The sequence below is a fragment of the Stenotrophomonas sp. YJH_SMC_32 genome, assembly GCF_059369975.1.
This window is the reverse complement of record NZ_JCAFTE010000004.1, coordinates 149,620-173,784: the sequence shown is the minus strand read 5'-3', so window position 1 is coordinate 173,784 and position 24,165 is coordinate 149,620. Positions and strand designations below refer to the sequence as shown.

Annotated in this window: 24 protein-coding genes; 10 read left to right on the top strand and 14 right to left on the bottom strand. The window is 64.7% G+C overall.

Going from position 1 to position 24,165, the window contains the following annotated elements; genetic code table 11:
* Window positions 1–52 precede the first annotated feature (52 nt).
* The 3 genes from AC5P7S_RS08600 (at window position 53) to AC5P7S_RS08590 (ending at window position 3,203) form a co-directional block, all read left to right on the top strand.
* Window positions 53–1,012, top strand: coding sequence for a phytanoyl-CoA dioxygenase family protein (locus tag AC5P7S_RS08600; protein ID WP_095378699.1), 960 nt, complete (start codon window positions 53–55; stop codon window positions 1,010–1,012).
* A 12-nt stretch (window positions 1,013–1,024) separates the two neighbouring features.
* A complete protein-coding gene (locus AC5P7S_RS08595) occupies window positions 1,025–1,582 on the top strand; it encodes a hypothetical protein (RefSeq protein WP_141239390.1) in 558 nt (185 codons plus the stop codon).
* A 79-nt stretch (window positions 1,583–1,661) separates the two neighbouring features.
* On the top strand, window positions 1,662–3,203 hold the full coding sequence (locus AC5P7S_RS08590) for an ArnT family glycosyltransferase (protein ID WP_095378694.1): 1,542 nt from the start codon (window positions 1,662–1,664) through the stop codon (window positions 3,201–3,203).
* A gap of 116 nt (window positions 3,204–3,319) precedes the next feature.
* Here the strand turns inward: AC5P7S_RS08590 and AC5P7S_RS08585 are convergent, their stop codons facing one another.
* The 10 genes from AC5P7S_RS08585 to AC5P7S_RS08540 all read right to left on the bottom strand — a co-directional run bounded on the left by AC5P7S_RS08585 (window position 3,320) and on the right by AC5P7S_RS08540 (window position 13,851).
* Window positions 3,320–4,906, bottom strand: a complete 1,587-nt coding sequence (locus AC5P7S_RS08585; protein WP_141239389.1) for a hypothetical protein — start codon at window positions 4,904–4,906, stop codon at window positions 3,320–3,322.
* Complete coding sequence (locus tag AC5P7S_RS08580; RefSeq protein ID WP_095378689.1) at window positions 4,903–5,328, bottom strand: GtrA family protein; 426 nt, start codon at window positions 5,326–5,328, stop codon at window positions 4,903–4,905. Before AC5P7S_RS08580 ends, AC5P7S_RS08585 begins: the two co-directional genes overlap by 4 nt.
* Window positions 5,325–6,632, bottom strand: a complete 1,308-nt coding sequence (locus AC5P7S_RS08575; RefSeq protein WP_095378686.1) for an NAD(P)/FAD-dependent oxidoreductase — start codon at window positions 6,630–6,632, stop codon at window positions 5,325–5,327. The genes AC5P7S_RS08580 and AC5P7S_RS08575 overlap by 4 nt, the downstream gene beginning before the upstream one ends.
* 28 nt (window positions 6,633–6,660) lie before the next feature.
* Entirely contained in the window at window positions 6,661–7,605 is a 945-nt protein-coding gene (locus AC5P7S_RS08570) for an NAD-dependent epimerase/dehydratase family protein (protein WP_095378683.1), read from the bottom strand.
* A gap of 1 nt (window position 7,606) precedes the next feature.
* A complete protein-coding gene (locus AC5P7S_RS08565; protein WP_095378680.1) occupies window positions 7,607–8,338 on the bottom strand; it encodes an SDR family oxidoreductase in 732 nt (243 codons plus the stop codon).
* A gap of 2 nt (window positions 8,339–8,340) precedes the next feature.
* Entirely contained in the window at window positions 8,341–9,654 is a 1,314-nt protein-coding gene (locus AC5P7S_RS08560; protein ID WP_095378677.1) for an FAD-binding oxidoreductase, read from the bottom strand.
* Entirely contained in the window at window positions 9,651–11,069 is a 1,419-nt protein-coding gene (locus tag AC5P7S_RS08555) for a UbiA family prenyltransferase (RefSeq protein WP_095378674.1), read from the bottom strand. Before AC5P7S_RS08555 ends, AC5P7S_RS08560 begins: the two co-directional genes overlap by 4 nt.
* Window positions 11,070–11,182: 113 nt before the next feature.
* A complete protein-coding gene (locus tag AC5P7S_RS08550; RefSeq protein WP_095378671.1) occupies window positions 11,183–12,166 on the bottom strand; it encodes a lysylphosphatidylglycerol synthase transmembrane domain-containing protein in 984 nt (327 codons plus the stop codon).
* A complete protein-coding gene (locus AC5P7S_RS08545) occupies window positions 12,167–13,105 on the bottom strand; it encodes an electron transfer flavoprotein subunit alpha/FixB family protein (protein ID WP_095378668.1) in 939 nt (312 codons plus the stop codon).
* Window positions 13,105–13,851 carry an electron transfer flavoprotein subunit beta/FixA family protein gene (locus AC5P7S_RS08540; protein ID WP_095378665.1) on the bottom strand — a complete coding sequence of 249 codons (747 nt, stop codon included), beginning with the start codon at window positions 13,849–13,851 and terminating at the stop codon, window positions 13,105–13,107. Before AC5P7S_RS08540 ends, AC5P7S_RS08545 begins: the two co-directional genes overlap by 1 nt.
* A 263-nt stretch (window positions 13,852–14,114) precedes the next feature.
* Between AC5P7S_RS08540 and rfbB the strand changes: the two genes are divergently transcribed.
* The 4 genes from rfbB to rfbD are packed head-to-tail and all read left to right on the top strand — an operon-like array spanning window position 14,115 to window position 17,516.
* The gene (gene rfbB / locus AC5P7S_RS08535) at window positions 14,115–15,170 is read left to right on the top strand and encodes a dTDP-glucose 4,6-dehydratase (protein WP_095378662.1); all 1,056 of its coding nucleotides are present in this window, start codon (window positions 14,115–14,117) and stop codon (window positions 15,168–15,170) included.
* A 14-nt stretch (window positions 15,171–15,184) separates the two neighbouring features.
* The gene (gene rfbA, locus AC5P7S_RS08530) at window positions 15,185–16,072 is read left to right on the top strand and encodes a glucose-1-phosphate thymidylyltransferase RfbA (RefSeq protein ID WP_014645856.1); all 888 of its coding nucleotides are present in this window, start codon (window positions 15,185–15,187) and stop codon (window positions 16,070–16,072) included.
* A complete protein-coding gene (gene rfbC / locus AC5P7S_RS08525; RefSeq protein WP_004141806.1) occupies window positions 16,069–16,626 on the top strand; it encodes a dTDP-4-dehydrorhamnose 3,5-epimerase in 558 nt (185 codons plus the stop codon). The genes rfbA and rfbC overlap by 4 nt, the downstream gene beginning before the upstream one ends.
* Window positions 16,623–17,516 (top strand): dTDP-4-dehydrorhamnose reductase, encoded by an 894-nt coding sequence (rfbD, locus tag AC5P7S_RS08520; protein ID WP_095378659.1) that lies wholly within the window; start codon window positions 16,623–16,625, stop codon window positions 17,514–17,516. Before rfbC ends, rfbD begins: the two co-directional genes overlap by 4 nt.
* 103 nt (window positions 17,517–17,619) lie before the next feature.
* Here the strand turns inward: rfbD and AC5P7S_RS08515 are convergent, their stop codons facing one another.
* A complete protein-coding gene (locus AC5P7S_RS08515) occupies window positions 17,620–19,023 on the bottom strand; it encodes a mannose-1-phosphate guanylyltransferase/mannose-6-phosphate isomerase (RefSeq protein WP_005415191.1) in 1,404 nt (467 codons plus the stop codon).
* Between the two features lie 11 nt (window positions 19,024–19,034).
* The gene (locus tag AC5P7S_RS08510) at window positions 19,035–20,381 is read right to left on the bottom strand and encodes a phosphohexomutase domain-containing protein (protein WP_095378656.1); all 1,347 of its coding nucleotides are present in this window, start codon (window positions 20,379–20,381) and stop codon (window positions 19,035–19,037) included.
* Window positions 20,382–20,520: 139 nt separating this feature from the next.
* Here AC5P7S_RS08510 and AC5P7S_RS08505 point away from each other — a divergent pair, with 139 nt between their 5' ends.
* The 3 genes from AC5P7S_RS08505 to AC5P7S_RS08495 are packed head-to-tail and all read left to right on the top strand — an operon-like array spanning window position 20,521 to window position 22,523.
* Complete coding sequence (locus AC5P7S_RS08505; protein WP_095378653.1) at window positions 20,521–21,255, top strand: CoA transferase subunit A; 735 nt, start codon at window positions 20,521–20,523, stop codon at window positions 21,253–21,255.
* A 1-nt stretch (window position 21,256) separates the two neighbouring features.
* A complete protein-coding gene (locus AC5P7S_RS08500; RefSeq protein ID WP_095378650.1) occupies window positions 21,257–21,889 on the top strand; it encodes a CoA transferase subunit B in 633 nt (210 codons plus the stop codon).
* 46 nt (window positions 21,890–21,935) lie between these two features.
* Entirely contained in the window at window positions 21,936–22,523 is a 588-nt protein-coding gene (locus tag AC5P7S_RS08495; RefSeq protein WP_095378647.1) for an alpha-ketoglutarate-dependent dioxygenase AlkB family protein, read from the top strand.
* A 75-nt stretch (window positions 22,524–22,598) separates the two neighbouring features.
* Here the strand turns inward: AC5P7S_RS08495 and AC5P7S_RS08490 are convergent, their stop codons facing one another.
* Window positions 22,599–23,240 carry an ABC-type transport auxiliary lipoprotein family protein gene (locus AC5P7S_RS08490; RefSeq protein ID WP_095378644.1) on the bottom strand — a complete coding sequence of 214 codons (642 nt, stop codon included), beginning with the start codon at window positions 23,238–23,240 and terminating at the stop codon, window positions 22,599–22,601.
* On the bottom strand, window positions 23,237–24,163 hold the full coding sequence (locus AC5P7S_RS08485) for an MlaD family protein (protein WP_095378641.1): 927 nt from the start codon (window positions 24,161–24,163) through the stop codon (window positions 23,237–23,239). The genes AC5P7S_RS08490 and AC5P7S_RS08485 overlap by 4 nt, the downstream gene beginning before the upstream one ends.
* Between the last annotated feature and the right edge of the window lie 2 nt (window positions 24,164–24,165).

Sequence of the window (24,165 nt, the reverse complement as noted above, 5' to 3'; positions counted from 1 at the left end):
CATCAGATTGGGGGCATGAGCAGGAGTCACCCCGAATTTCCCTGGAGCAGTAATGTTGTACGACGCGAACAAATGGCTGGCTGGCCGTCCTTGGCTGGATCTGGACAATCCTGCGATTGATGCTTACGTGGCCAAGGTCAGCGAGCAGCTGGACTTTGACCTTCGCGAGTCGTTGAAGAACTGGCATGAGAACGGTGTCGTGTTGTTCAAGGACGTGGTCAATCGCAGCCTGATTGATGCGCTGGAGAATGACATCGAGCACCTGCGCAGGAATTTCCTCGACTTCGACCTGAACGTCGAGGTTCGCGGTGTCCAGAAGCACATTCGCGATCTCACAGCGGAAGAGCTCGATTTTTCCGGCCTGAAGTTCAACAGTATCCATACCATTTCCCGTGTCGCGGCAGAATTGAGCCTGACCCGTCACGTCGCGGTCTTTCTCCGTCATGTCTTCGGCGGGCCGGCCTGCGCGATGCAGTCGCTGACCTTCTACAAGGGCAGCCAGCAGCCGGTGCATATCGATTATCCCTATGTCCGCTGCCAGGACCCGGTTGCACACCTTGCTGCAAGCTGGATCCCGCTTGAGGACATCGATCCGGCTTCAGGCCCCCTGGCCTACTACCCCGGCTCGCACCGCGTGGACAAGTCCGGTTTCTTCGACTGGGGCAACGGGTCGGTATTGTTCGAGCCGGACAGCGTCCGCCAGCCGGATGAACTCAGCGTCTACCTTGCCGCGCAGATGAAGGAAAAGGCGATCGAGCCGATCGTGTACTGCCCGAAGAAGGGAGACGTGCTGGTATGGCATGGCAATCTGTCGCATGAAGGTACCCGCATCACCGATGACATGCTGACCCGCAAGTCCTACGTAACGCATTACACCTCGTTGCAGGCCTATCCTCCGCATCACCTGAAGCCGGGGGCGCCGAAGTCCGGATACATTTCCGATGCGCACGGCGGGTACGTCTTCGAATACTCGTGGCAGCACGATCTCAAGCAGCTTCCGAGCCGCGTCTGATCAGGTGCCGGCATGAACAGAATGCAATCGCTCTGCCTCCGGTACATGGGAATCGCTTCGGTCGCCTTGCTGGTTACTTCGTGCAAGGTGCCGGAGGGGCCCCAGGTTCCTGATCCGAATGTAGCCGAGAGCATTCTGCCGGGTATTCCCGTCCTGCAGAACGCGACGGAACTCGACACCGCGAAGGCTGCGCAGCCCAGCCAGCCGTTCAGCCTGTGCAACCTCGAGTCACTCGACAACCACCCCTTCGGTGCCGAGCCGTACTACGTTCCGGCCAACCCGGGGAACGTGATGCTCGGGGGCTGGATGGGGGGCGCGGCAGCAGGCGATCTGTCGCAGTCGCCGATGGTGGTTCTCAAGCAGGAAGGCGGCACGAGGACATGGACGGTTCCGATCACCTACAACACGCCACGGCCTGACGTTGCCGAAGACAGGGGGATTCCTGCATTGAAGCGGGGTGGGTTCCGAGTGCTCATGGACCTGTCGGCCCTGCCGCCGGGCGTGTATCACGTCCTGCTGGGGGATGGGATTCAGTTCAATTGCGACAACGGGCGCAGGCTGAAGTTCTGACCTTGCCATTCGCCTCCCGCCGCGCTGCGGCGGGAGGCTGCATGCACGGCTGTGTATTGCATGATTCCAGGAGATTTTCATGAAGCGAACCGCTCTGCCGGGCCAGATCCTTCTGGCTTGTTCGACCGTTCTGTTGGTATGGGCGACCTCGTACAGCTGGTCGATGCCGATTGTCGATGCCTTTGGATTCCGTCAGGCGCAGACAGCGCTGTCTACCGAATGGCTCGCGCGTGGTGGCTCGTTCTTCGATTACATCACGCCTGTCGCTGGTGCTCCGTGGTCGATCCCCTTCGAGTTTCCATTGTTCCAGGGGCTTTCGGCATTGATCTCGGCGGTGACTGGCCTAGGTACTGATCGCAGTGGTCGATTGGTGTCTGTGTTGTTCCAGATTGCCTCGGTCTGGATGGTCTACCGGATCGTGCTTGAGGTCCGCGCCGAACGGGCGATGGCGGCCTGCATTGCGGGCGCATTTGCTGTTTCACCGCTCGCATTGTTCTGGGCTCGGTCGGTGATGATCGAGTCCACGGCGGTATTCTTCGGACTGCTGTTCGTGTGGGCCATCTGCCGCGTCTGGCGTGGTGGCGGACACCGCTACGGGTTGCTTGCCGTTATCGCTGCCCTCCTCGCTGCGCTGATCAAGGTGACCACCTTCTATGGATTCGCGGTGTTCGTTGCGCTGGCGTTCGTGTGGGTGGTACTGCGGGAGAAGGGCTGGCGCTACGCGTGGATTTCCGCGCATGCGAGGCTGATTGGCTGGGGAGCCGCCTCGGCGGTTGCGGCGCTGGTTGTGCTGATTGCATGGCTGCATCATGCCGATGCGATGAAGTCCCAGACACCGCTGGGTGCATCGTTCACATCGGCCGCCCTTGGCAACTGGAACTACGGGACGTTGGCCCAGCGCCTGGACCCGGCGGTATGGAAGAAGGTCTTCGTGGACAAGCGTTTCGCCGACTTGTTCGGTTCCACCTACCTGTTCCTGCTCGTGGTAGTGCTTGGCCTGGTGGTGCCGCGCACGCGGGTGGCGGTGGGACTGCTTCTGGCAGCCTACGTCATCCCGTTCATGACCTTTACCAACCTCCACTTCGTCCACGATTACTACCAGACGGCGAACCAGGTCTTTGCGACCTCTATCGTCGGTCTGCTGCTGTGGTGGCTTGGGGTGTCAGTTGCCGGTCGCAGGGGTGTCATGCTGGGCAGTGCCGCGGCACTTGGCCTGTCTGCTCTCAGCATCTGGTACATGCATGGTCATTTTCTGCCCATGATGCAGGGTGCCTTCCAGCCGTCGCGCTTTTCCGAAGTGGCCCGCGTGGTCAAGGAAAATACAAACACCGACGATGTGATCATCGTCTTCGGCATGGACTGGTCGTCGGAGATGCCCTATCTGGCCAGCCGTCGCGCGGTGATGGTGCCCGACTGGGCGCCCCTGGAGCACTATGCATCCATCGCCAAGCCCGACAGCGTCCTGCTCGGTGGTGGGCGCATGGGGGCCGTGGTGGACTGCCCCAACCAGCTGGCTGGGTCGGGTGAGCGCGAGGGCTACTACCGGCAGATCCTGGGTGAATACGCTGAGGGCGGGCGGGAACTACCTGCCGCTGATTGCAGGATCATCGTCCCACGATGATGTGGGACGGTTACCCCGGTGCGGGGTGATTGGCTGGCGGCGGCAGGGCATCGGAACGGATGCGCTGCGGCCCGCTGCCCACCACGTCCGGAAGGACGTGGCGGGCAGCGGGAGAATCAAGGCTTCGCGGTGCAGTGCTCTACGCGATAGCGTTCGCCGAACTCGACCTCGAGCGTGCAACGAGGAGAGAAGGCCGCCCAGTCGCTGCTTTCCGGCAACGGCAAGGTCGTATCGATGAGCAGCAATCCCTCACTGTCCGAAGAGGCGGTAATGGCCGCCATCCGGGCGTGGCCGGGAAGGCGATACTCCATGCTCGCGCCATGGGCCCACCACGGGATGTACAGCGTTCCGTGGTAATCGCGCAGGTAGGCCTCAAGCCGGTTCTGCTGCTGCGCGTCGGTCAATCCACTGGGCGTTGCGGGATGTACCGTCGGAAGCCAGGTTTCCCGCGCATAGTGGTAGGTGGGCTGAACCAGCATGGCCAGCAGGAGCGTCAATACGCCGCCTGGAAGAATGGCGCGGCGTGATTCGCGGCCGGAGATGGACAGCACGGGAAGCGCGGCGCACGCAAATGCCAGCGGAATCACGTTGAAGGCGTACCGCGCCCACCCGAGCGAGAGCAGCAACCAGTAGCAGGAAATGATCAACCAGGCACTGCCGACCAGCAGGGCAAGCTCTTTCGGCCGGCGATCATGCGCCGTCAGCAACGTTGCGGTGATGCCAAGCAGGGCCAGCACGGAAAGCGCGATGAAGCCGATGCTGAAACGGGAAGAGAACAGTGCCAGGCGTTCTGCCACAAGAGCAGACAAGCCCAAACCCCGCTCATCCATGCCTTGGGACTTCACGAAGTCGATGTGCTGCGTCCAGTTCTGAAGCCACCCGTCAAGACCCCCCATGGCGTGGAATCGATAGGCTTCGAACAGCACGATCGGCAGCAACGTACCTGCAGCAACCAGCAACAGCGGCGCAAGCGACTCTGCCAGGCGGACGCGCCAGGGGCGCGCGGGGCCGCGGAGGAACAGGGCCAATGCCAGCAAGGCCACCGGCAGAGTGAACAGTGCGGACAGCTCCTTGGCCAGGAATGACATGCCCAGCAGCAAGCCCGCACCCAACAGGTTCAGGCGTGAACGGTTTCCGTAGGCAATCAACACGAAGCTGGCCAACACCAGCGCCAGCGACTGGACCTCGCCGAAGAAGGCGAACCACTGCTCATGATGCTGCGTTGTTACTGCGATGCTGGCCAGCGCCACAAGGCAGATGTAGCTTGATGCGCGCGCAATGCCGAGCCGTCGGGATATGACGGCAATGCAGAAGGACAGGACAAGTGCATTGAACAGCACCAGCATCAAGCCGGGTGCCCAGGGCTTGGTTCCAAAGACCTCGATGGCAGCAGCACCGACCAGGATCGCGCTGGGCCCCGTGCCCAGCGCCGGATGGAACAGGCGCCCGCTGTGATCGACATTGCCATAATCAAGTGTCAGCAGATAGCCATCGCCGCTGGCAAGGTTCTTGGATACCACGGCGAACGAGGAGTCGTCGAAGCAGCACAAGCCTTTGTTGATCGTGGTAGTCAGCAGCTCCACATGCAGTGCCATAAGCACCGCGATCGACAGGACGGTCAGCAGGAGGCTGGCAATACCACGGCGTTGGCGCTCTCCCGGCATGGACAGGGAGGGGGCGTTGCCAGAAGTGAGGGTTTTCATCGAGCGGGTGAGTCTTTTGCCTTGGCGAACGACAGGTATTTATGGCCGACATAGCTCGTCACTACGGGTACGGCAACGCCGATGCTGTGAGCGAGTGTCTCGTTGTGGAAATCGATGCCCGACCACGGGAAGACGTACCGGGCAAACAGCAGGCTGATCAGGATGGTCTGTACGACGGCCGCCAGGTTGATCAGGACAAACCACAGGATCTGGTGGTGCAGACGGTTGCCGGCCTTCTCGAAAACGAAGAGCTTGTTGAGCGTGAAAGCGGTGATCATTCCCAGGCAGTAGGCCAGCACGATCGCAGGCACATAGTGCATGTACTGGCTGAAGAGGATGCGCGACCCGAAGTTGATCGCCGCGGCGGTGCCGCCGGCGATCAGGAACAACAGGAACTGGCGCGAAACTGCTGGCTGGTTCACGCTTCAGCTGCTCCGGTGCTGGCGAGGCGCGCAAGCGAACTACCCACCGCGATGCTCTCGTTGATCGAGCGATCCTCCGGATAGTAGTAAGCGGTGTCGGCCATGTAGAAGCCTTCGACGGGCGTCTTCATCGGCGGCAGCATGTCCTGGAAGCCCGGCGGGCAGATGGTCTGCGCGTACTCGTAGCGGTGGCAATGGGTCGCCTTGATCCATTCCGGCTTGAATGCGGGGTTGATCATGGGCAGGTAGCTGATGACCTCGTCGATCAGCTGCTGGTTGCTCCATTGCCACTTCGGGTGGGTCTTGGGCATGTAGTACGGTGCGTACACGATGTGTTCGCCAGGTCCCTTGCCCGGGTTGAGGTTGCTGTATTCAATCAGGCCGGGAATGGTGATGCGGTCATCGCTGATGTTCATCCAGAAGTTCTCGCTGACCGGCTGCGACAGCTTCAGGATCACGCACGCCACCGGGATGTTCTCGATGGCCGCCACCTTGTCGGCAAATGCCTTCGGCAGGCCTGGAACCATCTGGGGCACGTACTGGATGGGCGCGGTGGAAACCACCGCTTCATAGGGATGGTGGCCGTCCGGTGTACGGATGCCGGTAACCTTGCCTTCCAGGGACGTGACTTCCTCGATCGGCTGGGAAAGCAGGATGCGCCCGCCAAGACGGGTCACTTCGTTGGCCATCCGGTCCAGCAGCACGGCCGAACCGCCTTCCAGGTAGCCCATGCTTTCATTGAACAGATTGCGGCGGGACAGGGCCACACGCTTGATGCGGGTGCCGATCCAGGACGCGGAGAGGTCGTTCTGGTATTCGAAGAACTTCAACGCGAACGCTTTTTCCCACATCACCTTGTAGGCCTTGGGGCCGATCCAGCGGGTAATCCAGTCGCGTGCATTCTCCTTGTCCAGCGCGGTCCAGTCCTGGATGCCCTTGGTATGCATCACATGCAGGGCATAGCGCACCTTGTCCACCAGCCCCAGGTGCGGGAAGCCGAGCAGTGCGAACGGCGTGCCCCACTTGTGCAGCTTGCCCTGGTAGTAATAGCCCATCTTGGTGTCTGTCCAGTGCAGGCGGTCAGACATCTTCAGCTCGTCGAGCAGCTTGAACAGGGGATAGTCGGTCTTGCAGATGAAGTGGTAGTAGCGCTCGATACGCAGGCCGTCGAAATCGAAGTCGGCCGACATGCCGCCGATACGATCGTCGCGTTCGTAGATGTCGACCTTGTGGCCCTGCTTGAGCAGCTCCAGGGCTGCCATGAGACCCATGGGGCCACTGCCGATGATGGCGAAATTGCGCATATGAGGAGTCTTCTTCTGTTCTTGTGGATCAGCGCTGCAGCACGATGTGGCTGTAGCGCGGGTCGGTGTAGCTCTCGCGGATGGCTTCTTCAAACGGCGTCTGCTTCACCCCGAAAACGGCCTCGGTGTCGATGCCCTTGAAGTCATCGCCGGCACTGAGTGCTTTCAGCTGGTCGGCGGTGAAGGGCGGCTTGCTGCTGAACAGGCTGTAGACCTTCAGCAGGAAGCCGAAGAAGCCGATCGGGATGTGCACGATCACCGTATGCAGCTTCTTCACCCGCTTGATGGTGCGGATGATGTCCACGTAGTCCACGCGGGTGTCGCCGACGATGTCGAAGACCTCGCCGTCCGGTTCGGTTTCGATGCACTTGGCGATGCAGCGGCAGAAATCGCGTTCATACAGGGGCTGGCGCATGAACCTGCCATCGCCCGGGATCGGGAACACCGGGGTGCGCGCCATGAAACGCGACAACCAGCCCAGGTGCTTGGGGTCGAACCAGCCGAACATCAGCGTCGGGCGCAGCACGCAGTGGCGCTGGCCGCTGGCCACCACCATTTCTTCCTGTTCGCGCTTGGTATTGGTGTAATCGTCCTTGGCGACCGAATTCACCACCGACGAGCTGATGTGCACCATGTACGGCACAGCCGCGTCCTGGGTAGCCTTCAACACATGGCCTGTGGCGGTGATGTTGTTGCGCACGAACAGGTCGGTGGTCTTGCCGGTGATCTGTGCATGCAGTTGCACTACGCAGGCAGCCCCGTTGAACTCACCGGCCCAGGCACCCGGCTCGGCCAGGTCGGCCAGCACCACGCGGACATCCGGGTGCAGTTTCTGCAGGATGTCCAGGTTGTGCGCGTGCTTGTCGATGGCCACCAGCTGGGTGTAGCCCTGCTGCTTGAGCTCGACGATCAGGTTCTGACCGACCAGGCCGGCGGCACCGGTGATGACGATCTTGGCGTGCTTGTCGGTCATGTCAGAGCTTGATCCTGCGGAAAACGAATTCGGGGATGTTCTTGATGATCATCATGATGGCCCACCAGAAACCGGGCAGGTAGGCAACGGCCTTGTGCTTGCCGATCGCCTTGAGGATGCCGGCGGCGACCTTGTCCGGTGTCGCCCACAGAGCGCCCTTCTTGAACGCGGCGGTCATCGGCGTATCGACGAAGCCGGGCTTGATGACCAGCACGTTGATGCCAGCCGGACGCAGGCGCTGGCCCAGCCCGCTCAGGTAGGCGGTGACTGCTGCCTTGGCGCTGCCGTACAGATAATTGCTGGCGCGGCCACGATCACCGGCCACCGAAGAAATGACGGCCAGGCTCGCACCGGACTGCAGGCGCTGTGCCAGGGCTGCTGCAAGGGCGATGGTGGACGTACCGTTGGTGGCGAACTCGCGCAGCGACAGGTCCACCGAGGCATCGCAGGCAGCCTGGTCGGGCAGGGTGCCGTGCGCGATCAGGACGGTATCGATGCCGCCCAGCGCGGCCCATGCGTTGTCCAGGAGGGCGCCATGGGCGGCCACATCGTTCACGTCCAGTACGCCGGTATGCACGTGCTGGGCGCCACGCACACGCAGGTCGGCGGCAATGGCGTCCAGCTTGCCTGTACTGCGGCCCACCAGGTAGAGCGCGGCGGCACGAGCGGCGTACAGGCGCGCAACCGATTCGGCGATGGCCGAGGTCGCGCCGATGATCAGGATCTTCTGCATGGTTACTCCATCACCCGGCGCCAGAAGCCGGATGAGAATCGAGGGTCGATGAAGCGGGAGAAGGCTTCCCAGGCCGGATAGGCCTGGCGGAACAAGGCGCCGGACATGCGGGCGTCCTTGGCCGGATACACGGCGCCACCCGCTTCGCTGACGATGCGGTCCAGGCGGCCGAGCATCTTCAACAGCTCGGGACCGTCATTGGGGAAATCCAGCGCCAGGGTGGTACCTGGTCGCGGGAACGACAGCAGCCCTGGCGAGGGCCGGTCGCCGAACTCCTTCAGCACCGCCAGGAACGAACCGCGCCCGCTGCGGGCAATTTCGCCCAGCAGCGCAGCGGTGGCGTCGCGCGCGGTGGCCGGCGGCAGCACGCACTGGTGCTGCAGGAAGCCGCGCGGGCCGTACATGCGGTTCCAGTGGTTGATGCCGTCCAGCGGATAGAAATAGCTCTGGTAGTGCGATACGTGGCGGGCCCGGCGCGCCGGCTGGCGCCAGTAGTACAGCGTGTTGAACGGACGCAGGGTCAGCGGATTGACCAGCGATACCGGAGGCACGATGGGCATGCTACGGCGAGGGGCCGAACTGGGCGTGGCCGCCTGCGCATCGCCAGGGGCATGGTCACCACGCAGGAAATGGCCGCGACCGAGGTTTGCACCTTTGGCCAGGCAGTCGATCCAGGCCACCGTATATTCAAACCCTTCGGCCGAGTCACGCGAAAGCTCGAAGAACTCAATGAGATTGCCGAAACGGATCGACTCGGTTTCAATCCAGGGGCCTGGTACCCGACGAAGCTGCAGCTCGGCCCAGGTGATGAAGCCGGTCAGGCCCAGCCCACCTGCGGTGGCGGCGAACAGGCCGCTGCTATCGTCCGGCGTGAGTTGCTGGCGCGAACCATCGCTGCGCAGCAGTTCAAGGCGCAGCACGTGGTGGCAGAACGTACCTGCGCGATGGTGGTTCTTGCCGTGCACGTCGTTGCCGATTGCGCCGCCCACGGTGGCGTAACGGGTGCCCGGGGTGACCGGCAGGAACCAGCCGCGCGGCAGCGCGATGTCCAGGATGTCGGCCAGGGTCACCCCTGCTTCGCAGCGCACGATGCCCGTGGCCGGATCGAAATCGATGAAACGGTCAAGGGCGCGGCTGGTCAGCAGTGTCGCGCCTGGGTTCAGGCAGCTGTCGCCGTAACTGCGCCCGTTGCCGTGGGGCAGCACAGTGCCGCCCTCTGCGGGCAGCGGCAGGGCAGCAGCGCGGTCGAGCACCGGAAGGATCCGCTGCTCTACCCGCGGGTAGCGCCCCCAGGACTGGCCAACCGCTGCACTCATATGGCAATCAGGACGATCAGCACGCACAGGGCGATGACGATCTGGCTGCCGCGGTCCATCGCCGCGAACACGATCGGGTCGTCATGCATGTCGCCCCGGTGCGAGACGATCCACATCCGGCTGATCCAGTACAGCAGGATCGGGCACAACAGCCACAGCAGCTTGGGATTGGTGTACAGCTCCAGGCTTTCGGGACTGTTGATGTACAGCGCGAAGACCGCGACGCCGATGTAGCCGGCGGCCGCGCCCAGCGACTGCACCAGCGGCAGGTCTGCCACCGAATAGCCTCGGCCGATTGCCATTTCCTTGCCGCTGGCCAGTGCCGAGGCCAGTTCGGTGTAGCGCTTGAGCATGGCCAGGCTGAGGAACACGAACATCGAGAACGCCAGCAGCCAGAACGACAACTCTGAGTTGATCGCCACCGCGCCGCCGATGATGCGCACCGTGTACAGCGCCGCCAGCATCACCACGTCGATCATTACAATGCGCTTGAGCTTGAGCGAGTAGCTCAGGGTCATCACGTAGTAGCAGAGCAGCACGCCGGCAAAGGCCGGGCTGCAGGCCAGCGCCAGGGCGAAGCCGGCCAGGGTGATCAACGGCGCCACCAGCAGGCCATGCAGTAGTGGCAGCGTGCCCGCTGCAAACGGGCGCTTGCGCTTGCGCGGGTGCATCCGGTCTGGGGTCAGGTCCAGCAGATCGTTGAGCAGGTACACGCCGGATGCGCACAGACCGAAGGCCAGGAAGGCCACGCCCGCATCAATGATCGAGGTGAGATCGAAGAAGCGGTGGGCAGTCAGCAGCGGTACCAGCACCAGCAGGTTCTTCAGCCACTGGTAGACGCGCAGCGCCTTGATCCACGTGATCAGACCGCCGTTCTGCGAGGGCAGGTGGGCGAGCACTTCGGTCTGCTTGGCCGCGGCCTTGGCCAGCCCGGCCCCGTTGTTGACCACGATCGCACCGCCGGCATGGGCCCAGACCTTCAGGTCGACCTTGCCGTTGCCCATGTAATCGAAGCCTCGTTCGCCAAAGCGCGCTGCCAGTGCCTGCCCCTTGTTGCTGCCGGACAGGTTGGTCTGGCCGTCGCTGGCCATCACTTCCTCGAACAATCCCAGATGGTCGGCGATGGGCTGGACCAACAGGCGGTCGGAGGCGGTGCACAGCACGCGGGGGCGTTGCGTGGTGGTGCGCAGGATCTCCAGCACGCGCTCGTCGTAGGGCAGTGTTTCGGCGGGCAGCTTCACGCGGGAGGCCAGCTGCCGCTTCACATGCGCCTTGCCCTTCAACAGCCAGAAGGGAAGGAGGAAGACGTAAAGCGGATTGTGGGCAAGCAAGGCCAGCAGTGACTCGTACAGGATGTCCGAGCGCAGTAGGGTGCCGTCGAGATCAACGCAGAGCGGGCGATTGGAAACCGTCACAGTGCGCCGGCTCCATTCCTGGGTGCATCCAATTTTCGCATTGCAGTGCTCTTCAAGTCCCTGATAACCCGACGATGATAAGTGATCGAGGCTTCAGGGGCAGCAGTAGGGCTTCAGTGGCCTTGCCGGGGCGCTGAACCGGCAGACTCCAGCGCGACCATCGCCAGCACGCCAACCAGCACTGCCAGCCACAGGCTGACCAGGCGGATGCCGATGGCGATGGCCAGCGCCGCGTCGGTGTCGACACCGCTCGCGTTCAGCATCATTACGATGGATGCCTCGGTGGTGCCTACCCCGCCGGGTACGAAGGACAGCGCCCCGACCAGCATTGCCAACGGGTAGATGCCAAGCGCGAGTGGCCACGGCAGGTCAATGCCGGAGGTATGGCACAGCCATGCGAAGGCGATTGCGGTGAGTCCCCAGGCGCCGGCGCCCCAGCTGGAGCTGCTGGCCAGCAGGCCGGGACGCATCAATGGACCGAGAGCGCCAGCACCGTCCACCAGAAAGTGACCCAGCTGGCGCAACGGCCTTCCCGGCACCAGGTCAATCGCATGGCGTGAGGCGCGCGCCAGCGGTGACCAGCGGGCAAACGCAACCAGCGCAGACAGGATCAGCAGAATGATCACTGTCAGCAGACCGAATACAGGCACCAGAGTGGCCGCCCCGATCGCCAGCAGGGTAATGACCAGCAGGTCGATGGCGCGCTCGAAGATGAAAGTGCTGAGGGTGGTCCGGGCGGGGACATGCAGCCATCCGAAGTAGCGGATTCGCAGCAGTTCTCCTGCCTTGCCGGGTGAGGCGGTGAAAGCAAAGCCTGCCAGATAGGCCAGGAGCCCCTGCCTCCATTGCGGCAGTGGGAAACCCTGGGCACGCAGAATGCTGCGCCATCGCAGGTAACGCAGGAGATAACTCAGAAGTACCAGCAGGGCGCAGGCGCCGAGAGGCGCCGCCATGTCGGCGAGGCGGGACAGAATATTCCTGTCCCGATCGATGTAGTACAGAGCGGCGATATAGACCGCTGCGATGATGATGACCCAGCGGGCCGCCCGTCCCCGGCGGTCCGGCGACGCCGGTGCCGGGGACGCGCTTCCACTCATTTACAACGCCTTTTCCAGCTCCGGCAGGATCGCAAACAGATCCCCCACCAACCCAATATCGGCAATCTCAAAGATCGGCGAATCCGGATCCTTGTTGATCGCGACGATCGTGCCGGCGTCCTTGATGCCGGTCAGATGCTGGATCGCACCGCTGATACCCACGGCCACGTACAGCTCCGGGGCGATGATCTTGCCCGTCTGGCCCACCTGCAGGTCGCTGGGCACGTAGCCGGCATCGACCGCGGCGCGCGAGGCACCAACGGCGGCACCGAGCTTGTCGGCCAGCTGGAAGATCACCTTGAAGTTCTCTTCCGAACCGACGCCACGGCCACCGGAGACCACGCGCTTGGCGCTCTGCAGGTCCGGGCGGTCGCTGGCACCCGCGGCGAGGCCGACGAAGCGGGTGTGAGTCGGCAGGGCAGCGTCGACGCTGGCCGCTTCGATGGCGGCGCTACCGCCCTGGGCGGCTTCCGGCCACGACGCGGCACGCACGGTGGCGACCACGATCTGGTCGGCCGGGGCTTCCACGGTGATGATCGCGTTGCCGGCATAGATCGGGCGCTTGAAGGTGTGGCTGCCTTCGACGGTCATCAGGTCGGAGACCTGGTTGACGCCCAGCAGGGCAGCCACGCACGGCATCAGGTCCTTGCCGAAGGTGGTCGACGGGCCGAACACGTGGGTGTAGCCCTTGGCCAGCTGCGCGATCTGCGGCGCCAGCACCTGCGCGATGGCCTGCGCGTTGGCAGCGTTGGCAACGGTCAGGACCTTGGCGACGCCGGTGATCTTCGCGGCCTCGGCGGCGACGGCGGCCGGATCGGCGGCCAGCACCAGCACGTCGATGCTGGCCCCGCCGATGGCGGCAGCAGCGCTGACGGTCTTGGCGGTGGCGGCGTTGAGCTTGCCGTCGTGGTGCTCGGCGATGACGAGAATCTTGCTCATTACAGCAGCCCCTTCTGCTTGAGTGCGGCCACCAGTTCGGCCGCGTCCTTGACCATCACACCCTTGCTGCGCTTGGACGGTGCGGCGTACTGGGTGGTCTTGAAGGTGTCGGCGGCTTCAACGCCGAGGTCGGTCAGCTGCAGGGTCTCCAGCGGCTTGGCCTTGGCCTTCATGATGTCCGGCAGCTTGATGAAGCGCGGCTCGTTCAGGCGCAGGTCGGTGGTGACCACCGCCGGCAAATCGACTTCCAGCGTTTCCAGGCCGGCGTCGACTTCGCGGGTCACCGTGGCCTTGCCGTCGGCAATGTCCAGCTTGCTGGCGAAGGTCGCCTGCGGGCGGCCCCACAGCGTGGCCAGCATCTGGCCGGTCTGGTTGGCGTCGTCGTCGATGGCCTGCTTGCCGAGGATCACCAGGTCCGGCTGTTCCTTCTCGATCAGCTTGAGCAGGGTCCGTGCGGCGGTCAGCGGCTGGATGGCCTGGTCGGTGACCACATGGATGGCGCGGTTGGCGCCCATGGCCAGGCCGTTGCGCAGGTGCGCCTGGGCATCGGCCGGAGCAATGGTGGCGACCACGACTTCGCTGGCGATGCCCTTGTCGCGCAGGCGCAGCGCTTCTTCCAGGGCGATTTCATCGAAGGGGTTGGGGGACAGCTTGACGCCGTCGGTGACCACGCCGGAACCGTCCGGCTTGACCTGAATGCGGACGTTATAGTCCACCACGCGCTTGTACGCGACGAGGATTTTCATCTGGTACGGGGTCCTTCAATAACGGGGAGAACGTCCGGTCCTGCAACAGCAACCGGTTCGGGGGTGGGATCCCGATTCTAGCTGGCTTGGGACGACCATGCGAATGCGTATGGTTATGCTGCGCTGCGGCATGGCTCGCGTGAATCCAGTGCGTCGTTCACGTCACGCAGGCAGTCGTGAAGACGAACCACATGTATCCTGTGCTGCTGTGCTGGGGTGCTTCATGGCACCCCTTGGATGAATTTCGATCAGGAGAACAGGTAGTGCCTACATGGCTTGTCACCGGCGGTGCCGGATTCATTGGCGGTAACTTTGTTCTCGAAGCGGTCGCCCGTGGCATCAAGGTCGTCAATCTCGACGCCCTGACCTATGCCGGCAATCTGAAGACCCTGTCCAGCCTGGACGGCAACCCGAACCACGTGTTCGTGCAGGGTGACATCGGCGACAGCGCCCTGGTCACCCGCCTGCTGGCCGAACACCAGCCCGATGCCGTACTGAATTTCGCCGCTGAGAGCCACGTGGACCGTTCCATCGACGGCCCGGGCGCTTTCATCCAGACCAACGTGGTGGGCACCCTGGGCCTGCTGGAAGCGGTCCGTGACTATTGGAAGGCGCTGCCGGCCGAACAGGGAGCGGCCTTCCGCTTCCTGCACGTGTCCACCGACGAGGTTTACGGCACCCTGGGCGAGACCGGCAAGTTCAGCGAAACCACGCCGTACGCCCCGAATTCCCCGTATTCGGCGTCGAAGGCCGCTTCGGACCACCTGGTGCGTGCCTTCCACCACACCTACGGGCTGCCGGTGCTGACCACCAACTGCTCCAACAACTACGGCCCGTATCACTTCCCGGAGAAGCTCATTCCGCTGGTGATCGCCAAGGCGCTGGCCGGCGAGCCGCTGCCGGTGTACGGCGATGGCAAGCAGGTGCGCGACTGGCTGTTCGTGTCCGACCACTGTGAGGCGATCCGCACCGTGCTGGCCAAGGGCAAGGTCGGCGAGACCTACAACGTCGGCGGCAATTCGGAAAAGCAGAACATCGAAGTGGTGCAGGCCATCTGCGCACTGCTGGACCAGCGCCGCCCGCGTGCGGATGGCCAGCCGCGCAGCAGCCAGATCACCTATGTCACTGACCGCCCCGGCCACGACCGCCGCTATGCGATCGATGCGTCCAAGCTGAAGAACGATCTGGGCTGGGAGCCGGCCTACACCTTCGAGCAGGGCATCGCCTTCACCGTCGACTGGTACCTGGACAACCAGGAGTGGGTCAACGGCGTGCTGGACGGCAGCTACCGTCTGCAGCGCATCGGCACTGCGGCCTGAACCCTGGAGACGACATGACGCAGCGTAAAGGCATCATCCTCGCCGGTGGCTCCGGCACTCGGCTGTATCCGATCACCAAGGGCGTCAGCAAGCAGCTGCTGCCGGTGTACGACAAGCCGATGATCTACTACCCGCTCAGCGTGCTGATGCTGGCGGGCATCCGCGAAGTGCTGATCATCAACACCCCGCACGAGCAGGCGCTGTTCCAGCAGCTGCTGGGCGACGGCTCGCAGTGGGGTATGGACATCCAGTACGCGGTGCAGCCGAGTCCGGACGGCCTCGCCCAGGCCTACCTGATCGGCCGCGACTTCGTCGCCGGCAAGCCGAGCTGCCTGGTGCTGGGCGACAACATCTTCCACGGCCACGGCCTGCGCGAAGTGCTGCGCAACGCCGACCAGCGAGAGCAGGGCGCGACCGTATTCGGTTACTGGGTCAACGACCCGGAACGTTACGGAGTAGCCGAGTTCGACAAGGACGGCAAGGTCATCGATCTGGTCGAAAAGCCGGAGAATCCGCGTTCGAACTACGCGGTCACCGGCCTGTACTTCTACGATGGCAATGCCAGCGACTATGCGGCCGAGCTCAAGCCATCGCCGCGTGGCGAGCTGGAGATCACCGATCTGAACCAGCGCTACCTGCGCGAGGGCCACCTGCACCTGGAGGCCCTCGGCCGTGGCTACGCCTGGCTCGATACCGGCACGCACCAGTCGCTGCTGGAGGCCTCCAATTTCATCGAGACCATCCAGACCCGCCAGGGCCTGCAGGTCTGCTGCCCGGAAGAAATCGCGTTCGGCAAGGGCTGGATCAACGCCGAGCAGCTGGAAGCACTGGCTGCGCCGCTGATCAAGAATGGCTACGGCCAGTACCTGCACAAGCTTGCCCTGCGTGGAGTCGTTCCGTGAAAGTGATTGAAACCAAGTTGCCCGGTTGCGTGGTGATCGAGCCGGCGGTGTTTGGCGATGCCCGCGGCTATTTCTTCGAAACCTGGAATGCCGAGCGCTTCGCCGCGCTGGGCCTGCCCGATCGCTTCGTGCAGAGCAACGTGTCGACGTCCGCGCAGGGCGTACTGCGCGGACTGCATTACCAGTGGCCGCGCCCCCAGGGCAAGCTGGTCAGCGTGCTCGAAGGCGAGGTCTACGATGTGGCCGTCGACATCCGTCGCGGCTCGCCGACCTTCGGCCAGTGGGAAGCGGTGGTGCTGAGCGCGGAGAACAAGAAGCAGTTCTGGATTCCGGAGGGCTTCGCGCACGGCTTCGCTGTGCTGTCCGAGCGTGCGGTGTTCAGCTACCTGTGCACCGAGGTTTACCTCAAGGACTTCGATGCCGGCGTGCGCTGGAACGATGCGGACATCGCCGTGGACTGGCCGGTCAGTGCCCCGACCTTGTCGGCCAAGGACGAGAACGCGCCATTCCTGAAGGACATTGCTGAAGACCGCCTGCCGGTCTACGTGCCATGACCGTGCTGGTGTTCGGTGGCAATGGCCAGGTCGGCCAGGAGCTGCTGCGCGCGCTGGTGCCGCTGGGCAAGGTGGTCGCGACTACCCGCAGCGGCCAGCTGCCGGACGGCAGTGCATGCGAAACGGCCGACTTCGGCCAGCCCGACAGCCTGCCGGCACTGCTGGATCGCGTGCAGCCGTCGCTGGTGGTCAATGCGGCCGCCTACACCGCCGTTGACCGCGCAGAGCAGGACGCTGATGCGACCTTCGCTGCCAACGCGCAGGCGCCGGGCGCAATCGCGCGCTGGTGCGCGGCCCACGGCGTGCCGTTCGTACACTATTCGACCGACTACGTGTTCGATGGCCAGGGCAGCGCGCCCTATCGCGAGGACGAGCCGACCGCACCGCTGGGCGTGTATGGCACCAGCAAGCGCGATGGCGAGGACGCGGTGCGTGCGGCCGGTGGCCGCCATCTGATTTTCCGCACGGCGTGGGTGTATGCCTCGCACGGCGCGAATTTCCTGCGCACCATGCTGCGCGTCGGGGCCGAGCGCGATGCGCTGCGGGTGGTGGCCGACCAGGTCGGCACGCCGACGCCTGCCGCGCTGATCGCCGATGTCACCCTGCAGGCGTTGCAGCATCCCGGGCAGCTGTCCGGGACCTGGCACCTGACCGCCAGCGGCCAGACCAGCTGGCATGGTTTTGCCGAGGCGATCTTCGCCGAAGCGTTGGCTACCGGCGTGTTGGCCAAGGTGCCGACGGTCGAGGCGATTCCCAGCTCCGAGTATCCGACCCCGGCCAAGCGTCCAGCCTGGTCGGTGCTGGACAACCGCAAGCTGCAGCAGGATTTCGGCATCGTGCTGCCAACCTGGCAGGACGGCCTGAAGCGGGTGATGGCGGAGCTGGCCTGATGGCCGTAGCGCCGGGCCGTGCCCGGCGATGCCGCGCGGCCGGGCCGATCAGGAACGGGTCAGAGCCCGCTGCGCAGCAACGGGATCCGACCCCGGGCAAACCTCAACTGCGCCCGTAGGTATCCTCGAAGCGCACGATGTCATCCTCGCCGAGGTAGCTGCCGGACTGCACCTCGATCAGTTCCAGCGGCAGCTTGCCCGGGTTGCGCAGGCGGTGGGTCACGCCCAGCGGAATGTAGGTGCTCTGGTTCTCGCTGAGCAGGATCACTTCATCGCCACGGGTCACCTCGGCGGTGCCGCTGACCACGATCCAGTGCTCGGCGCGATGGTGGTGCATCTGCAGGCTGAGCGTGCCACCGGGCTTGACCGTGATGCGCTTGACCTGGAAGCGCTCGCCGTTGTCGATCGAATCGTAGGCGCCCCACGGGCGATAGACCTTGCGATGCCAGGTGGCCTCGCTGCGGCCTTCGGCCTTCAGCTGTGCCACCACGGTCTTGACCTCCTGCATGCGGTCGGCTTTGCCGACCAGTACGGCATCGTCGGTCTCGACCACGATCACGTCATCGAGGCCGACCATGGCCACCAGGCGCTGGCCGTAGGCATAGGTATTGCGGCAGTCGATGGCGATCACGTCGCCCTGGTGGGCATTGCCATCGCCGTCCTGCTGCGAGACATCGCGCAGCGCAGTCCACGAACCGACATCGTTCCAGCCCGCATCCAGTGGAATCACCACCGCATCGGCGGTCTTCTCCATCACCGCGTAGTCGATCGAATCGGACGGAACGGCAGTGAAGGCGTCCTTGTCCAGGCGGGTGAAGTCGGCGTCGCGGCGGGCCTGCTGCCAGGCCTGGCGGCTGCCAGCCAGCATCGCGGGCTGGAAGCGTTCCAACTCCTGCAGGTAGCGCGAGGCCTTGAACAGGAACATGCCACTGTTCCAGTAATACTGGCCGCTGCTGACATAGCCGGTCGCGGTATCCAGGTCGGGCTTCTCGACGAAGCGCTCGACCGCACGCAGGCCCTGGCCATCGGCGGCCTTGATGTAGCCGTAGCCGGTTTCCGGTCCGGTCGGCACGATGCCGAAGGTGACCAGCTTGCCGGCCTCGGCAGCGCCGGCTGCCGCCTGCACGGCGCTGCGAAATGCGGTCTCGTTGGTGATCACGTGGTCGGACGGCAGCACCAGCAGCAGGGCGTCGGCACCGTCGCGGGTGGCTTCCAGCGCGGCCACTGCGATCGCAGGGGCCGTGTTGCGACCGATCGGCTCCAGGATGATCGCGGCCGGCTCGGCCCCAACCTGCTGCAGCTGCTCGGCGGCGACGAAGCGATGCTCTTCGTTGGCGATCACCAGCGGTCCGCGCGCGGCGATCGGCGCCACGCGCTTCCAGGTGGCCTGCAGCATCGTCAGTTCGCCCGCCAAGGGCAGGAACTGCTTCGGATACGCCTCGCGCGAAAGCGGCCACAGGCGGGTACCGGATCCACCGGACAGGATGACGGGCTGGATGCTGCTCATGCGTTCCTCGGTTACTGCTGGATGAGGCGGGAGATGTCGTTGGTGCGCGCCTGCATCAGCGCGGCATCGCCCCGGGCTTCGACATTCAGGCGCAGCAGCGGCTCGGTGTTGGAGCTGCGCAGGTTGAAGCGCCAGTCGCCGAAGTCGGCGCTGATGCCATCGGTGTGGTCCAGCGTGGGCGACTGCGCCGCGAAGTGCTCCATCACGCGCGCGACGGCGGCCTTGGCATCGCTGACCTTGAAATTGATTTCGCCGCTGCAGGGGTAGGCAGCCATGCGGTCTTCGACCCAATCGGCCAGCGAGCGCCCGCTTTCGGAAACCAGCTGGGCGATCAGCAGCCACGGGATCATGCCCGAGTCGGCATAGGCGAACTCGCGGAAATAGTGGTGGGCGCTCATCTCGCCGCCGTACACCGCGTCTTCGGCGCGCATCTTTTCCTTGATGAAGGCGTGGCCGCTCTTGCACTGCACCGGTACGCCGCCGGCCTGTTCGACCATGTCCACGGTGTTCCAGACCAGGCGCGGGTCGTGCACGACCTTGCCGCCGGGGTTGCGCGCCAGGATTGCCTTGGCCAGCAGGCCGACCAGGTAGTAGCCCTCGATGAAGCGGCCGGTGTGGTCGAAGAAGAAGCAACGGTCGAAGTCACCATCCCAGGCAATGCCGAAATCGGCGCCGTGTTCGCGCACCGCGTCGGCAGTGGCGGCGCGGTTCTCCGGCAGCAGCGGGTTGGGAATGCCGTTGGGGAAGCTGCCGTCCGGTTCGTGGCAGATGCGGATGAATTCGAACGGCAGGTGCGGTGCCAGCAGGTCGACGATGGCACCGGCGCCGCCGTTGCCGGCGTTGACCACCAGCTTCAGTGGGCGCAGCTTGCCAGCATCGACATAGCTCAGCAGATGCTGGATATACGCGCTCTTGTCGTGCCGGGCGCTCTGCGCGGCACGCGGCGGTTGCGCCTCGGACGTGTCGGCGGCGACCGCATCGGAAATCGCGAACAGGCCGGTATCGGAGCTGATCGGCCGCGCGTTCTCCTTGACCAGCTTCATGCCGTTGTAGTCCATCGGGTTGTGGCTGGCGGTGACCATCACGCCGCCGGCCGCGCCCAGATGGTCGGTCTGGAAATAGACCTCCTCCGTACCGCACAGGCCGATGTCGATCACCTCGCGCCCGGTACCGCGCAGGCCTGCGGCCAATGCGTCCTGCAGCGCGGGGCTGGTCAGGCGCACATCATGGCCCAGTACCACCGGGCCCGGCGCAAGCTGTGCCGCCAGAGCCACGCCGATGCGGCGCGCCAGCGCTTCGTTCAGTTCTTCCGGCACGCGGCCGCGGATGTCATAGGCCTTGAAGGCGGGCAGGGGCATTGATCGGATCCTTGGGGAACTCAGCCCAAGATTGTAGTCCCAGTCCTGTATGGGAATCGTTTCCATGCCGCAACGCCACGTGACCGACCGGTGCGCTGCCCTAGAATGGGCGGATTACACCAACGAGGTGAGGGCGTAGATGAGCAACCCGGCAACGACCGGCGGTAAGCGCGGCAAGCGCTTCGCCAGTGCGGCGGAGGCCCTGCAGGGGGTGGTCGCCGATGGCCAGACCCTGGCCGTGGGCGGCTTTGGCCTGTGTGGCATTCCCGAGGCACTGATCGCTGCGCTGCGCGACAGCGGCGCCAAGGGCCTGACCGTGATCTCCAACAATGCCGGCGTCGATGGTTTCGGCCTGGGCCAGCTGCTGGAAACGCGGCAGATCAAGAAGATGATTTCGTCCTATGTGGGCGAGAACAAGGAATTCGAACGGCAGTTCCTGGCCGGCGAGCTGGAGCTGGAGTTCAACCCACAGGGCACCCTGGCCGAGCGCCTGCGTGCCGGTGGCGCGGGTATTCCGGCGTTCTTCACTGCCACCGGCTACGGCACGGTGGTGGCCGAGGGCAAGGAAACCCGCGAATTCGACGGCAAGCACTACGTGATGGAGACCGCGTTGCGCGCCGACGTGGCGCTGGTCAAGGCCTGGAAGGCCGACGAGGCTGGCAACCTGGTGTTCCGCAAGACCGCGCGCAACTTCAACCCGGCCTGCGCGATGGCCGGCAAGGTCTGCATCGTGGAAGTGGAAGAGGTGGTGCCGGTCGGCGCCATCGACCCGGACCAGGTGCACCTGCCGGGCATCTATGTGCACCGCATCGTGCACAACGCGCATCCTGAAAAGCGAATCGAACAGCGCACCATCCGCGCGGAGGGCAACTGACATGGCGTGGACCCGTGACGAGATGGCGGCACGCGCTGCCCAGGAGCTGACCGACGGCGCCTACGTGAACCTGGGCATCGGCCTGCCGACGCTGGTTGCCAACCACATTCCCGAAGGCGTGGACGTATGGCTGCAATCGGAGAACGGCCTGCTCGGCATCGGCCCGTTCCCGACCGACGCTGAAGTTGACGCCGACCTGATCAATGCCGGCAAGCAGACCGTCACCGCGCGTGCCGGTGCCAGCTACTTCGGCAGCCACGACAGCTTCGCGATGATCCGCGGTGGCCATGTGAACCTGGCCATCCTTGGTGCCATGCAGGTGACCGACAAGGGCGACCTGGCCAACTGGATGGTGCCCGGCAAGATGGTCAAGGGCATGGGCGGCGCCATGGACCTGGTGGCTGGCGTGCAGCGTGTGGTGGTGCTGATGGAGCACACCGCCAAGAACGGCGAGCACAAGATCCTGGCCGAATGCACGCTGCCGTTGACCGGGGTGGGCGTGGTCGACCGCATCATCACCGATCTGGCGGTATTCGACGTGACTGACAAGGGCCTGCTGCTGGTGGAAGCCGCGCCGGGTGTCAGTGATGAAGAGCTGAAGGAAAAGACCGGCGTCGCGTTCCAGCGCGGCTGATGGTACGAGGGCGGCCCAGGGCCGCCCTGTTTCCTGAGGGATCGCCATGCTGTTCCCCCACGACCTGCCCGATGCCGACGTCCTGCACCTGCCAGGCTGGCTGGCTGCGGCCGACGCCGACCAGTTCCTGTCCTCACTGCAGGCCGAAGTGCCTTGGGAAACCCACCGCATCCGCATGTTCGGCAACTGGGTGGACTCGCCACGGCTGAGCTGCTGGATCGGCGACCCGCAGGCGCGCTACCGCTACTCCGGTGCCGAGTTCGTGCCGCATCCGTGGCCGCCTGTGTTGCAGGCCGTGCGCGAGCGCCTGCGGGCCGAAGGCCACGGTCGCTTCAACAGCGTGCTGCTGAACCGCTATCGCGGCGGCGGCGACTACATGGGCTGGCACAGCGATGACGAGCCGGAGCTGGGGCCGGCCCCGGTGATCGCGTCGCTGAGCCTGGGTGCGGCGCGCCGTTTCCTGCTGCGCCGACGCGACGATCCGGCGCGCAAGGCCGAATTCGTGCTTGGCCATGGTGACCTGCTGCTGATGGCCGGGCAGACGCAGCGCTTCTACCAGCACGCGTTGCCGAAGATGACGCGGGTGCAGGGCGAGCGCATCAACCTGACGTTCCGCTGGATTACCCCACGTTGACGAAGAAGGGGTCAGATCCCTTTCCGGCAGGAAAGGGATCTGACCCCGCAACCACGTGCCCGGCGAATGCGGAGATCAGCGTGCAACGTTCGGCTGGTCGGCCTGGCCGCTGGTCAACGTCCAGCCCACCATGTCCTGCGCCAGCTGCTGCAGGCCGCGCTCGAACGCCGCGGTCACCGCCGGCACGTCGGTGCTGCCGACCGGCTGCGCCTGGCGGAAGGTGCGGTCGGCCACCACGCGCTGGTCGGCGACATGGATCAGCTTGGCGTTGACCTCGATCACCACGGTCGGCGTGGCCTGGCCCTGGTAATCCGATTCGAAGCGGCGCACGTCGGTGGACAGCTTGTAGTCGGCGCGGATGCCGGCAGTGCTGCGGGCCACGCCGCGGATGCGGCCGGAATCCTCGAAGCCACGCAGCAAAGTGTCCTCGATCATGTCGGTGGCCGGCTGCGCCCAGCTGGCCCCCTTGTAGATCTCAAGCTGGGAGGGTGTCGGCCGCACATTGATGCGCGGGCTGTCGACCATGCGCGCGGCGCTGGGCTTGGCCAGCACCAGCTGCCAGCTGGCCTGCGGCCACGCCGGGTCCGCCTTGACCTGCACGGACGGCGAGTACAGCGTCACCGCAGTTTTCTCGCTGCTGCCGAGGATGGAGCAGCCGCCCAGCAGGGTGACCATCGAAGCGGCCAGCAGCAGGCGCGGAAGGGGGGGCGTGCTCATTGGGGTTCGAACTCCTTCGGTGCGTCGCGGCCCAGCAGGTAGCGCGCGGGGTTGTTCTCGAGACGGTCGCTGACCCGGCGCAGGTCGCGGATCAGGCCGCGCAGTTCGGTCAGCGTCGGGCCCAGCTGGCCGAGGCCATCGTTGGCGAAGCTGTTGATCGCGGCGCGGTTCTCGCCAAGGATCGAATCGGCGTTGCCGGCGGCCGAATCGAGCTTGGCCAGGGTCGTGTCGAGCTTGTCGATGATGCCGGGCAGCTGCTGCACCAGGTTCCTGTCCAGGCGCTCGATGGTGCCGTTGGTGGTCTTCAGCGTGGTGTCCAGGCTGCGGGCGGCATCGCGCGCGCTGAGCAGCAGCGCCTGCGTACCCTGGTCACGGTCGGCCAGGCCACCACTGATCGTCTCCAGGTTGGCCAGCGTCGCGTTGATCGAGGCCACGTTGCGGTCGCTGAGGATCTGGTCCATGCGCTCGACGATGCGGTTGGCCACGTCGGTGATGTTCTGCAGCGCCGAGGGCGTGGTCGGGATGATCGGTGCCGGATCCTTGTTGACCGTGGTCAGTGCCGGCGACTGCGGCGTGCCTCCGCTGAGCTGGATGATCGACGGGCCGGTCAGGCTGGTGATCGCCAGCTTGGCGCGAGTATCGGTCTTGACCGGCGTGTTGGAGTTCAGGCGGATGCGCGCGACCACCTGGCGCGGGTCGTCCGGCACCAGGTTCAGTTCGGTGATCGAGCCCACCGCGATGCCGTTGTACTGCACCGGGCTGCCCACCGACAGGCCGGTCACCGCTTCGCGGAACACCACGCGGTACTCCTGCCAGGTGCGGTCGGAGGAGTATTTGGCCGCCCACAGTCCGAAGGCCAGCAGGGCCAGGCCGGTGATCAGGGTGAACGCGCCGATCAGCACGTAGTTGGCTTTGGTTTCCATGG

Excerpts from the sequence above, each read along its gene's own strand:
- AC5P7S_RS08600 (WP_095378699.1), top strand. The coding sequence starts at position 53 with ATGTTGTACGACGCGAACAAATGGCTGGCTGGCCGTCCTTGGCTGGAT.
- AC5P7S_RS08595 (WP_141239390.1), top strand. The coding sequence starts at position 1,025 with ATGAACAGAATGCAATCGCTCTGCCTCCGGTACATGGGAATCGCTTCG.
- AC5P7S_RS08590 (WP_095378694.1), top strand. The coding sequence starts at position 1,662 with ATGAAGCGAACCGCTCTGCCGGGCCAGATCCTTCTGGCTTGTTCGACC.
- AC5P7S_RS08585 (WP_141239389.1), bottom strand. The coding sequence starts at position 4,906 with ATGAAAACCCTCACTTCTGGCAACGCCCCCTCCCTGTCCATGCCGGGA.
- AC5P7S_RS08575 (WP_095378686.1), bottom strand. The coding sequence starts at position 6,632 with ATGCGCAATTTCGCCATCATCGGCAGTGGCCCCATGGGTCTCATGGCA.
- AC5P7S_RS08570 (WP_095378683.1), bottom strand. The coding sequence starts at position 7,605 with ATGACCGACAAGCACGCCAAGATCGTCATCACCGGTGCCGCCGGCCTG.
- AC5P7S_RS08565 (WP_095378680.1), bottom strand. The coding sequence starts at position 8,338 with ATGCAGAAGATCCTGATCATCGGCGCGACCTCGGCCATCGCCGAATCG.
- AC5P7S_RS08560 (WP_095378677.1), bottom strand. The coding sequence starts at position 9,654 with ATGAGTGCAGCGGTTGGCCAGTCCTGGGGGCGCTACCCGCGGGTAGAG.
- AC5P7S_RS08550 (WP_095378671.1), bottom strand. The coding sequence starts at position 12,166 with ATGAGTGGAAGCGCGTCCCCGGCACCGGCGTCGCCGGACCGCCGGGGA.
- AC5P7S_RS08545 (WP_095378668.1), bottom strand. The coding sequence starts at position 13,105 with ATGAGCAAGATTCTCGTCATCGCCGAGCACCACGACGGCAAGCTCAAC.
- AC5P7S_RS08540 (WP_095378665.1), bottom strand. The coding sequence starts at position 13,851 with ATGAAAATCCTCGTCGCGTACAAGCGCGTGGTGGACTATAACGTCCGC.
- rfbA (WP_014645856.1), top strand. The coding sequence starts at position 15,185 with ATGACGCAGCGTAAAGGCATCATCCTCGCCGGTGGCTCCGGCACTCGG.
- rfbD (WP_095378659.1), top strand. The coding sequence starts at position 16,623 with ATGACCGTGCTGGTGTTCGGTGGCAATGGCCAGGTCGGCCAGGAGCTG.
- AC5P7S_RS08515 (WP_005415191.1), bottom strand. The coding sequence starts at position 19,023 with ATGAGCAGCATCCAGCCCGTCATCCTGTCCGGTGGATCCGGTACCCGC.
- AC5P7S_RS08510 (WP_095378656.1), bottom strand. The coding sequence starts at position 20,381 with ATGCCCCTGCCCGCCTTCAAGGCCTATGACATCCGCGGCCGCGTGCCG.
- AC5P7S_RS08505 (WP_095378653.1), top strand. The coding sequence starts at position 20,521 with ATGAGCAACCCGGCAACGACCGGCGGTAAGCGCGGCAAGCGCTTCGCC.
- AC5P7S_RS08500 (WP_095378650.1), top strand. The coding sequence starts at position 21,257 with ATGGCGTGGACCCGTGACGAGATGGCGGCACGCGCTGCCCAGGAGCTG.
- AC5P7S_RS08495 (WP_095378647.1), top strand. The coding sequence starts at position 21,936 with ATGCTGTTCCCCCACGACCTGCCCGATGCCGACGTCCTGCACCTGCCA.
- AC5P7S_RS08490 (WP_095378644.1), bottom strand. The coding sequence starts at position 23,240 with ATGAGCACGCCCCCCCTTCCGCGCCTGCTGCTGGCCGCTTCGATGGTC.
- AC5P7S_RS08485 (WP_095378641.1), bottom strand. The coding sequence starts at position 24,163 with ATGGAAACCAAAGCCAACTACGTGCTGATCGGCGCGTTCACCCTGATC.